Annotated in this window: 9 protein-coding genes; 8 read left to right on the top strand and 1 reads right to left on the bottom strand. The window is 41.1% G+C overall.

The annotated features are described in order from the left end of the window. The first annotated feature begins 81 nt into the window (after positions 1-81). The 3 genes from rpoC (at position 82) to FTU38_RS02490 (ending at position 5,470) form a co-directional block, all read left to right on the top strand. Positions 82-4,281 carry a DNA-directed RNA polymerase subunit beta' gene (rpoC, locus tag FTU38_RS02500; RefSeq protein WP_180007037.1) on the top strand — a complete coding sequence of 1,400 codons (4,200 nt, stop codon included), beginning with the start codon at positions 82-84 and terminating at the stop codon, positions 4,279-4,281. 159 nt (positions 4,282-4,440) lie between these two features. Continuing rightward, a complete protein-coding gene (locus FTU38_RS02495; RefSeq protein ID WP_180007039.1) occupies positions 4,441-4,983 on the top strand; it encodes a hypothetical protein in 543 nt (180 codons plus the stop codon). 130 nt (positions 4,984-5,113) lie between these two features. Further along, entirely contained in the window at positions 5,114-5,470 is a 357-nt protein-coding gene (locus FTU38_RS02490) for a DNA transfer protein p32 (protein WP_078192840.1), read from the top strand. A gap of 50 nt (positions 5,471-5,520) precedes the next feature. On the opposite strand, the gene FTU38_RS02485 is transcribed toward FTU38_RS02490, so the two are convergent. Further along, entirely contained in the window at positions 5,521-6,003 is a 483-nt protein-coding gene (locus tag FTU38_RS02485) for a DUF4442 domain-containing protein (RefSeq protein WP_180110483.1), read from the bottom strand. Between the two features lie 128 nt (positions 6,004-6,131). On the opposite strand from FTU38_RS02485, the gene FTU38_RS02480 reads away from it, so the two are divergent. The 5 genes from FTU38_RS02480 to htpG all read left to right on the top strand — a co-directional run bounded on the left by FTU38_RS02480 (position 6,132) and on the right by htpG (position 11,931). Further along, positions 6,132-7,007, top strand: a complete 876-nt coding sequence (locus FTU38_RS02480) for an alpha/beta fold hydrolase (protein ID WP_180110482.1) — start codon at positions 6,132-6,134, stop codon at positions 7,005-7,007. Between the two features lie 95 nt (positions 7,008-7,102). Next, on the top strand, positions 7,103-8,470 hold the full coding sequence (locus FTU38_RS02475; RefSeq protein ID WP_180007047.1) for a Na+/H+ antiporter family protein: 1,368 nt from the start codon (positions 7,103-7,105) through the stop codon (positions 8,468-8,470). Positions 8,471-8,777: 307 nt separating this feature from the next. Next, entirely contained in the window at positions 8,778-9,389 is a 612-nt protein-coding gene (locus FTU38_RS02470; RefSeq protein WP_111885838.1) for an OmpW family protein, read from the top strand. 157 nt (positions 9,390-9,546) lie between these two features. Next, positions 9,547-9,894, top strand: a complete 348-nt coding sequence (locus FTU38_RS02465; protein WP_078189819.1) for a lysozyme inhibitor LprI family protein — start codon at positions 9,547-9,549, stop codon at positions 9,892-9,894. Positions 9,895-10,011: 117 nt separating this feature from the next. After that, positions 10,012-11,931, top strand: coding sequence for a molecular chaperone HtpG (gene htpG / locus FTU38_RS02460; RefSeq protein ID WP_180110481.1), 1,920 nt, complete (start codon positions 10,012-10,014; stop codon positions 11,929-11,931). Positions 11,932-11,935: the final 4 nt, after the last annotated feature.

Raw genomic sequence — 11,935 nt, 5'->3', positions numbered from 1 at the left:
TGAGGGAGGATTGTTCAGTAAAAAACAATATTTGTGACCCAGTTGTGAAGTGAAAATCTCCACAACACACGGAGAAAAAAATTGAAAGACTTGCTCGATATCATGCGCAAAAAGACGGATTCAGACGGTCATGCTCCTGTAGAGTTTGATCGCATCCGTATTGGTCTTGCGTCACCAGAAATGATTAAGTCGTGGTCTCATGGTGAAGTTAAAAAGCCTGAAACCATTAACTACCGTACGTTCAAACCTGAACGTGATGGTTTATTCTGTGCCAAAATCTTTGGTCCAGTAAAAGATTACGAATGCTTGTGTGGTAAATACAAGCGTATGAAATATAAAGGCGTCATTTGTGAAAAATGTGGCGTTGAAGTAACAACTGCAAAAGTACGTCGTGAGCGTATGGGGCATATTGACCTTGCTTCTCCAGTTGCGCATATTTGGTTCTTAAAATCACTTCCTAGCCGTATCGGTCTGCTTTTAGACATGACTTTACGTGATATCGAACGTGTATTGTATTTCGAATCATACGTTGTAACTGACCCAGGTATGACTCCACTTGAGAAATACCAACTTCTAAACGATGAAGAATACTTCACTGCTTTAGAAGAACACGGTGATGAATTCACTGCGAAAATGGGTGCAGAAGCAGTTCAAGATTTGTTGAAAGACATCGATCTTGAAGCTGAAATTTCACGTCTTCGTGAAGAAATTCCAAATACAACTTCAGAAACGAAGCTTAAAAAAGCCTCTAAACGTCTGAAATTGATGGAAGCGTTCAAAGAGTCGAACAACAAACCAGAATGGATGGTGATGAATGTACTTCCAGTACTTCCACCTGATCTTCGTCCGTTGGTCCCTCTAGAAGGTGGTCGTTTTGCGACTTCTGACTTGAACGATCTTTACCGTCGTGTAATCAACCGTAACAACCGTTTAAAACGTCTTCTAGACCTTGCAGCACCAGACATTATTGTACGTAACGAAAAACGTATGTTACAAGAGTCTGTAGATGCATTGCTTGATAACGGTCGTCGTGGTCGTGCAATTACTGGTTCGAACAAACGTCCTCTTAAATCTTTGGCAGACATGATCAAAGGTAAACAAGGTCGTTTCCGTCAAAACTTATTGGGTAAACGTGTCGATTACTCTGGTCGTTCGGTAATTACTGTAGGTCCGACTTTACGTCTTCACCAATGTGGTCTTCCGAAAAAAATGGCGCTTGAATTATTCAAACCATTCATTTTCGCGAAACTACAAGCATCTGGCCAAGCGACAACCATTAAAGCTGCGAAGAAAATGGTTGAGCGTGAAACTCCAGAAGTTTGGGACGTACTTGCTCACGTAATTCGTCAACACCCGGTGATGTTAAACCGTGCGCCTACCCTTCACCGTTTGGGTCTTCAAGCATTTGAACCAACCCTGATTGAAGGTAAAGCGATCCGTCTTCACCCGTTAGTTTGTGCGGCATTTAACGCCGACTTCGACGGTGACCAAATGGCGGTACACGTACCATTAACACTTGAAGCTCAGTTAGAAGCTCGTGCGTTAATGATGTCAACAAACAACATTCTTTCTCCTGCGAACGGTGAGCCAATCATCGTACCTTCTCAGGACGTTGTCTTAGGCTTGTACTACATCACTCGTGATGCGATCAATGCCAAAGGTGAAGGTATGGTGTTTGCGGATACTGACGAAGTAAACCGTGCACTTGCAACAGGTCAAGTTGATTTACACGCTCGCGTAAAAGCACGTGTACACCAAACAGTCATTGACGAAAATGGTAACCGTGAACAACAAACCATTGTTGTAGACACAACTCCAGGTCGTTGTTTACTTTGGGAAGTTGTACCTGAAGGTATGGATTTCCAACAAATCAACGTTGAGATGACGAAAAAGAACATCTCTAAATTGATCAACTCTTGCTACCGTAAATTAGGTCTTAAAGATACTGTTATCTTCGCTGACCAATTGATGTACTTGGGCTTCCGTCAAGCGACTCACTCAGGTGTGTCTGTTGGTATGGAAGATATGTTGATTCCGCCACAAAAACAAGCAATTATCGAAAAAGCTGAAGTTGAAGTTCGCGAAATTGAACAACAATTCGAGCAAGGTTTCGTAACTGCCGGCGAACGTTATAACAAAGTTGTCGATATTTGGGCACGTACCAACGACCAAGTAGCGAAAGCGATGATGGACAACTTGTCTTTCACAACTGTTAAAAACAAACAGGGTGAAGACGAGAAACAAAAATCATTCAACTCGATCTACATGATGTCTGACTCAGGTGCCCGTGGTTCGGCAGCTCAGATTCGTCAGTTAGCGGGTATGCGTGGTTTGATGGCGAAACCAGATGGTTCGATCATTGAAACACCAATTAAAGCGAACTTCCGTGAAGGTTTGACCGTACTTCAGTACTTCATTTCAACACACGGTGCACGTAAAGGTTTGGCCGATACTGCATTGAAAACTGCGAACTCAGGTTACTTGACTCGTCGTTTGGTTGACGTTGCACAAGACTTGGTAATTACTGAGCCAGATTGTGGTACTTTCGACGGTCTTGTAATGACTCCGTTCATTCAAGGTGGCGATGTCATCGAGAACTTAGGTACTCGAGTATTGGGTCGTGTACTTGCTGAAGATGCGAAGAAACCAGGTTCGGATGATGTCATTCTTCCACGTAATACTTTAATCGACGAAAAACTTGCAAACTACTTAGAAGAGCAAGGTGTCGATGAAGTGAAAGTACGTTCAGTTGTAAACTGTGAATCTACTTTCGGTGTATGTGCGAAATGTTACGGTCGTGACCTTGCTCGCGGTCACTTGGTGAATCCAGGTGAATCTGTGGGTGTAATGGCTGCTCAATCAATTGGTGAGCCAGGTACACAGTTAACAATGCGTACGTTCCACGTAGGTGGTGCTGCGAGCCGAACTTCTGCTGCTAACAGCGTACAAGTTCGTAACAAAGGTACAGTACGTTTCCACAATGTGAAAACAGTACAACACGCTAAAGGTCACTTGGTATCAACTTCACGTTCAGGTGAAATCGGTATCGCAGATGACATCGGTCGTGAACGCGAACGTTACAAAATTCCATACGGTGCTTCAATCATCATTAAAGATGGCGAAGCTGTGGAAGCTGGCGGTATCGTAGCGACTTGGGATCCGCATACACATCCATTGGTTACCGAAGTTGCAGGTAAAGTGCGTTTCAGCCAAATCGCTGATGGCGTAACTGTGACATCGAAAACTGATGATGCAACAGGTATGACTACAATCGAAATCTTACCAGTGACTTCACGTCCTGCGTCAGGTAAAGATATGCGTCCAGCGGTTGTATTGGATACAACTGATGGTGGCGAACAGTTCTACTTCTTGCCACAAAATACGATTCTGACTGTTCGTGATGGCGAAACAATTGGTGTCGGTGACGTAATTGGTCGTGTACCACAAGAATCTTCACGTACTCGTGATATTACCGGTGGTCTTCCACGCGTAGCTGACTTGTTCGAAGCACGTAAACCGAAAGAACACGCGATCCTTGCTGAAATTTCAGGTATCGTAAGCTTCGGTAAAGAGACCAAAGGTAAGAACCGTCTTGTGATTACTCCGGATGATGGCTCTGAGATTTACGAAGAGCTAATTCCGAAATGGCGTACGATTAACGTGTTCGAAGGCGAGCATGTGAACCGTGGTGAAACCATTTCTGATGGTCCGCAAAACCCACACGACATCTTACGTTTGAAAGGCGAAGTTGCACTGACAAACTACATCGTGAACGAAGTTCAGGACGTATACCGTCTGCAAGGTGTAAAAATCAACGACAAGCATATTGAAGTGATCGTACGTCAAATGCTTCGTAAAGTTGAAATCACTGACGGTGGTGATACAAGCTTCATCAAAGGCGAGCAAGTGGAATACATCCGCGTTGTTCAAGAAAACCAAGCTGTGGCAGCTCAGAACAAGTTTCCAGCGAAGTTTGAACGTCAATTGATGGGTATTACCAAAGCGTCGCTTTCTACTGACTCGTTCATTTCTGCTGCATCGTTCCAGGAAACAACTCGTGTGTTAACTGAAGCTGCTGTAACAGGTAAAGAAGATGAATTACGTGGTCTGAAAGAAAACGTAGTTGTAGGTCGTCTGATCCCAGCGGGTACAGGTTTGGCTTACCACTTAGAACGTCGTCGTCAGGAGTCTGAAGCTGCAGAGCTTGAGCTTCACAATGATTTCTCTGATGTAGATCAAGCATTAAGCCAAGCATTTAGCGATGAATTTAACGGTCTTTAATTAGCCCTTAAATCATTCAAAAAAGCCACCTTTGGGTGGCTTTTTTTATGCGGATGAATTGAAAATTAAAGCTTTCCTAATGTTGATTTATTTCCTATAGTAAAAATAGAACATAACAAATCTCTTGATTTTTAAACTTAAACATAACGGGGTCTTTTGATGAAATTCGCACAGCAATTATTCGCAGTTTCTGCATTATTCAGCTCATTGACAGCGATTGCTGCACCTATGCCCAATTCGATTGTGGTAGAAGATAAAGCTGTAGTTCCAGTACTAAAAACAGAAGTGATTCGCCGTGTTGCAGGTCAAGAACCTGTACGCCAAGTGACTGCAACAGTGTTAGAAATGACCAATAAAGGTCAGGATATCGTGGCACGTGAAATTGAACTTTCTGATCACCAAGGTGATTTTTCTGAAAAGAAATTATCGATTCCTGTACTACAGCGTGGTGGTGTCATCGTCCCGACCTCTAAAATTGAAACCAAGACGACGGTGAAGCAGGACGGTCAGATTATTCGTCAAAACACCAATATTGATGCAGAAGGTGTAGAGTTTAAGAAAGGGCAAGACCCGATTAAACGCACGCTAAAACTAGATCAGGCAACAGATCCAGAAAGCAAAGCCAAACTCTCTCATGCTGTGCTGACTGAAAATGGTGAAACCACAAAAGATTTGATGATTTTGGATGAAAACCCTGAGTGATTCGTGAGCGATTAGGCGTGGTTTTTTACAAAATGCAGCATTTATGCTCCAAGCCGTAACAAGCTATGTTTAATTGTTTCATACAATGGTTTTAGAATCATAGGTAATGAAGAAGACAAGGAACATCACAATGAAAAAAGTAATGAGCGTATGCGCAGTCGCGATGATGTCGACCCTAATGCTTGCTGGTTGTGAAAGCATGTCGCCAAATGAACAACGTATTGGTGCTGCAGCTTTAGGTGGTGCCATTGGTGGTGGTGTGGGTAATAATGTCGGTGGTGGTGTAGGTGCAGCCGTTGGTGGTGGTGCTGGTGCAGCTGTCGGTAGTAAAACTCAAAACGGTTCAAACCGAAATGCCACATATAGTGGTGTAGGTGGTGCGATTGGTTCTGCAGTCGGTAAAAGTATCTTTGGTGGTAACACCGGTGCTGCGATTGGTGGTGCAATCGGTGGTGGTGCAGGTGCTGCAATTGAGCAAAATCGCTAATCCAATCCGATAAAATTGAATGAAAAGGCGCTTAAAGATAAGCGCCTTTTTTATTTGCGGGGACGGGGTTGCTTGCGACGAATGTATAGGGTTTTTTGAACTTCAGCGATACGTAAGCCTGCTTCATCAAAAATATTTAAACTATAGTTCCGTAGCACAGGTACGTGGTTATCTGCTAAGTTTTTAATATGGTTGATTTCATTTGGGTCGAGCTGGATATCAGCGTATACCGTTCCACGCCCGGGGGATAAAAATTGGATATTTGCGGCTTTATCCCACACGATATAACGTGAGCCAAGGTGATGCATCAAAATCAACATATAAAATGGGTCAACCATTGAATAAAGACTACCGCCAAAATGTACACCGACGATATTTTGATTTTTACGAGTTAATGGCATTTTGACGCAAATGTGATAATTGGCGAGATCAATTTTATCAATCGAAATGCCAGCACCTTTATAAGGGGCATAATGATTGAGTAAGAATTTAGAGACAATAGGCATTGTCATTATTTTCTGGATTATGCTCATACTGGGTCAATTTTTTTTTATGCTGAACTTTGCATACTAAATGAGTTTCAAAACTGTGGCATTGATCACATTGCCCATGTTCACAAATAAAACGTCAATTCGATGGAATCGATAAAAGGACTAGAGGAATGCAACCACTAAATACGCAATGGGTGAATACCACAGATCAACAACGGCTCTATGTAAAGACATGGGGTGATGAAACCAAGCCCGCTTTGGTTTTGGTTCATGGTTATCCTGATAATCAGGAAGTATGGGAACCGGTTATTGAACATCTTGGTTCTGAATTTTATATTGTGAGCTATGACGTGCGAGGTGCAGGGCAGTCATCTGTGCCCCGTAAAGTACGAGATTACCGTTTAGAACAACTTTCACTTGATTTAGATAGTGTGACGCAAGCGGTATTAGGCGAGCGTAGTTTTCATTTGGCCGCGCATGATTGGGGCTCTATCCAATCTTGGGAATCGGTGACTGAGCCAAAATTTCGCTCACGTATTTTGTCTTATTCAACTATTTCTGGGCCATGTTTGGATCATGCGGCATTTTTGCTCAGAAATAGCTTTAAGCATCAGCAGAAAAAATTACTCAAATTATTAAGTAAGTCATGGTACATCGGGGTATTCCAATTACCATTTTTGGCACCGACCGCGTGGCATTTTTTGAATGCTGAACGTTGGGGAAAAATTGTGAATGATTTAGAACGTACTCAAGAATTGCCTTTGAATCATAATATTCAGCATGATGGTAAACACGGTATTGCGCTTTACCGTGCTAATTTTATTCCCCGCTTAACTCAGCCTAGACAACGTCATGCGGTCTGTCCTGTACAAGCGATTGTGTTGAAACATGATAATTTTGTCAGTCCAAATTACATTAAAGAATTACCTAATTGGGTTGAAGATTTATCGGTGGTTGAAGTCAATGCCAATCATTGGGCTGTGCTAAGCCAACCCGAAAAAATTGCAGGTTACATCGCTCAATTTGCGCAATCACAGCAGCTTTAAGTAAATCGTTCAACAGTGTCACTTCATCGATAGGGGGCTAAATAGCGAGCAAATTCTGATAAAATACGGTTTTTTGTCAGACTCCCTTTTTTCTTATGTTTGCTATTCTTGCCGCAATTACAGTCATGTTTGGACTGTCGCTGGCACGCGTGCCTGTTGTATTTGCACTGATCATTGGTGCAGTAACAGGTGGCTTGTTAGCTGGCCTTGGTATTCATGGCACCATCGAAGCGTTTAATAGTGGCTTAGGCAACGGTGCTCAAATCGCACTTGCTTATGGCGTGTTGGGGGCATTTGCTTTGGCACTTGCGCGTTCAGGTTTGCCCGATTTACTGGCTTATCAACTCATTACTAAACTCAAAGGTAACAGTAATGTGAAAGCCCAGAATCGCGTGAAATACGTAATTTTCGCTACTATCGCTTTAGCCGCCGTATGTTCACAAAACGTGATTCCAGTGCACATAGCGTTTATTCCAGTATTAATTCCACCATTACTCAGCGTATTTAATCATTTAAAACTTGACCGTCGTTTGATTGCTTGTGTTCTGACTTTTGGTCTTGTGGCGACTTATATGCTGGTACCTTTTGGTTTTGGTGCTATTTTCCTTAATGATATTTTAGGTCAAAACATCAATACCTTTGGCAAGCCATACGGTTTCAACATCAGCTATGATCAAATTCCAACTGCTATGGCAATTCCAGTATTTGGGATGTTTGTTGGCTTATTAATTGCTGTTTTTTATAGCTACCGTAAACCACGAGAGTATGCTGACGTTCAGGTTAAGGAATCACAGCACACCATCTCATCTGATGTAAAAGCAGATGAAAATGGTAAACCACAAGTCGCTAAATTTACTTTGATTATGGCTGCGGTTGCAGTGGTTGCTACGCTTTCTGTTCAAGTCATATCTGAGTCGATGATTTTGGCGGGTCTGGTTGGTGTTGCGATCTTAAGCTGTGCAGGTATTTTTAAGTGGAAAGAAGCCGATGATGTCATTATCAGTGGTATGCGCATGATGGCACTGGTTGGTTTCATTATGATTTCTGCGCAGGGCTTTGCATCTGTGATTGAGGCTACGAATCAAGTACCAATACTGGTACAAGCTTCGGTTGAATGGATTGGAAACAGCCGAGGTTTAGCTGCATTTTGGATGCTATTGATAGGGCTATTAATTACCTTAGGTATTGGTTCTTCATTCTCAACAATCCCAATTTTGGCCATTATTTATGTACCACTTTGTATTCAATTTGGTTTTAGCCCAGCGGCAACGATTGCCATTATTGGTACAGCAGCAGCTTTAGGAGATGCAGGTTCTCCGGCATCAGACTCAACTTTAGGCCCAACATCAGGCCTTAATATGGATGGTCAGCATGACCACATGAAAGACAGTGTGGTCCCGACCTTCATTCACTACAATATTCCATTAATGATCTTTGGTTGGATTGCCGCAATGGTACTCTAAAAAATTTTCAAAGATAAATAAAAAAGGCGATTATATAATCGCCTTTTTTGTTATTTAATCCTGAGGATTTTGGTTGGATTAAAATAATTCATTTTATTAATTCTGATTAAAAAGGTTGGTATATTATGAATAATAAATTAATTATAACGGTGAAAATATAAAACCAAGCATTGTACTATGATTAAAATAAATATATATAATTAATAATGACTTATATAATAATGTAAAAATTTATAAAATAATAATGTTGCATAATTTTAATACTAATGTTTAATATTAATTATTCATTCTAGAAGGTTGCTTTAAAATGTTAAAACAAGCTGCTCTTATTGCATTATTGGGTATGTCTGCTTCAGCGATGGCTGGTCAATGGCAGGTTAAAGTTGGTGCTTCTGTAATTGCTCCAACTGCAGATACTGATATTGCTAATGGTGCTTTAAATGTAAAAGCAGATCATGAGTTTGCATTTACACCGTCTGTAGAATATTTCTTTAATGACAACATTTCAGCTGAATTACTATTAGCTACACCAATTAGTCATGATGTGGATGTAACAGCTGCGGGTTCAAAAGTTGCTGGTGTTAAATTGAAACATCTTCCACCAACAATTACTGCGAAATATAACTTTAAAAATTCAACTGGCTTTACACCTTACATTGGTGTGGGTGGTACAGCATTTGTTGCTTGGGATGAAGATGGTTCAGGTGTGCTAGAAGGCACAAAGGTTAAAGTGAAAGAGTCTTATGGTTTTGCTGGCCAAGTTGGTTTTAACTACCAACCAGCTGATGCTAAAAACTGGGGCGTATTCTTTGATGCACGTTATGCTCAAATCCAGCCTGAAGTTCAAACAGTTGTCGAAACTTTTGATTTAGATATCGATCCAATGGTGTATACAATTGGTTATAGCTACAAATTCTAAGCTGTAGCTAATTTTAAAACCCTGTCGAATGGCAGGGTTTTTTTATGCAGTATATTCCATCCATCAGTTGATCGAATTGAACAAATAGGCAATAGAAAATTTAGGTAGAAGTGTTAGAGTCGAGATAAATCAGCAAGTTGGATGAAGAGAAAAGACGATGAAAAAAATTATTCAGGGTATGCTGGTCTTGGGCAGTGCTTATTTTATTTCGACAAGTTATGCCGCAAGTTTTGATTGTAAAAAGGCGAAAACCATTACCGAACATGCGGTTTGTGATAACCGTAGTATTAATGATGCCGATGTCAAAATGGCAACAACCTATACGATTATTCGTCATTTGGTTCCCATGGGGACACGTGGTGCAATTCAAGATCAACAAATAAAATGGCTACAACTACGCGATCAGTGCCGTGACAATGTCAGTTGTTTAAGTGATGTATATAAAATGCGGCAGCAAAAACTGGATCTCTACATGGACCGTGTTTATAAACAAGGACCTTTTTAAACCTTAAAATTTAGTGCGACAGAATAAAAATTTTCCATTCATACTATTGAAAAATAGTGAAGTCCCTCCATTCATATAGGCAATTGATAATTTTACTCAGTATGAACGGAGAGACTGATGAGCGAACAACAATCTCAAAAACACAGCTTCCAAGCGGAAGTGGCTCAGTTACTGCATTTAGTAACACATTCTTTATATTCAAATCCTGAAATTTTCCTTCGTGAGTTGGTATCAAACGCATCTGATGCCTGCGATAAATTACGTTTTGAAGGCATTAACCATCCTGAATATTATGAAAATGATCCAGATTTACATGTGCGTATTCATTTAAATAAAGAGCAGAAGACAATTACCATTTCGGATAATGGTATTGGTATGACAGAACAAGAAGCGATTGATCATTTGGGTACGATTGCTAAGTCTGGCACTAAAGATTTTATGTCGAAGCTTACGGGTGATCAAAAGTCAGATGCACAATTGATTGGTCAATTTGGTGTGGGCTTCTATTCAGGTTTTATTGTTGCTGAAAAAATTACAGTGGAATCACGTCGTGCTGGGGTAAATGCCGCTGAAGGGGTACGTTGGGTTAGTAATGGTACAGGTGAGTTTGATGTAGAGCCAATTGATAAGGCTTCACGTGGAACCGACATCATTTTGCATTTACGCGAGGATGCTTTAGATTATTTAGATCGTTACAAAGTTAAGCAGATTATTAATAAATACTCTGATCATATTAGTTTGCCAATTGAGATGCAGAAAGAAGTTTGGCAACAAGAGGAAGCTGCCGAAGGCGAAGAAGCAAAACCTGGTCAATATGTACTGACGGATGAGTGGGAAGCGATTAACTCAGCAAGTGCATTATGGACGCGTAATAAAAATGAGATCAGTGAAGAACAATATACTGAGTTTTATAAAAACCTGAGCCATGATTTTGAAGCCCCGCTTGCATGGACACACAACCGTGTAGAGGGAAGTACGGAATATACACAGTTACTTTATATTCCATCTCGCGCACCAAGCAATATTTTCACACGTGAAGCTAAAGCAGGAATTAAGCTGTATGTGAAACGTGTATTTATCATGGATGATGCGGATAATTTGATTCCAAATTATTTACGTTTTGTTCAAGGTGTGGTGGATAGCGCAGACTTACCACTTAATGTAAGCCGTGAATTATTACAAGAAAGTCGCGACGTTAAAACGATTCGTGAAGGTAACGCCCGCCGTATTTTAACAGTGCTAGATGGTTTGGCGAAATCTGAAGATGTTGCTGATCAAGAGAAGTTTGCAAAATTCTACGCTGAGTTTGGTTCAGTCTTAAAAGAAGGCTTAGGCGAAGACATGGCGAATCGTGAGCGTATTCTAAAATTATTACGCTTTGCTTCGTCAAATAATGATGAAGTGAAAACATCATTTGCAGACTATAAAGCCAATATGAAAGAAGGCCAAAAGGCAATTTACTATGTGACTGCTGATAGTTTAAATGCTGCGAAAAACTCACCACAACTTGAATTGTTCAAGAAAAAAGGTATCGAAGTGCTGCTCATGACTGAACGAGTGGATGAGTGGGCGATGGAATTTGTTTTTGAGTTTGATGGAACACCATTACAGAATGTATCAAAAGGTGCAGTTGATTTGGGTGATCTACAAGATGCTGAAGAGAAGAAAGCACTTGAGGAAGCTGCTGAGCAGTTTAAACCTGTTGTTGAAAAACTGTCGGATGCGTTAAAAGATAAGACCTCTGAAGTGCGTGTAACAACACGTTTAGTGGACTCTCCTGCGTGTTTGGTGGTGGCTGAGGGTGAGTTATCACCGCAACTGGTCCGTATGCTAAAACAAGCAGGACAAGCGGTTCCCGAGTCAAAACCAGTCTTGGAAATCAATCCATCCCATCCGTTGGTACAAAAATTAGAAGGTTCAGCGCAATTTGATGATTTGGCGAATGTGATCTTCGATCAAGCGTTGATTGCTGAAGGCGGTTTACCCGAAGATCCTGCCCAATACATTAAACGGATTAACAGCTTATTGCTGAAGTAACGGT

Origin of the sequence: Acinetobacter sp. YH12098 (assembly GCF_013419235.1) — a bacterium.
Lineage (GTDB): Bacteria > Pseudomonadota > Gammaproteobacteria > Pseudomonadales > Moraxellaceae > Acinetobacter > Acinetobacter amyesii.
This window is presented reverse-complemented; position numbering and strand designations above follow the sequence as displayed.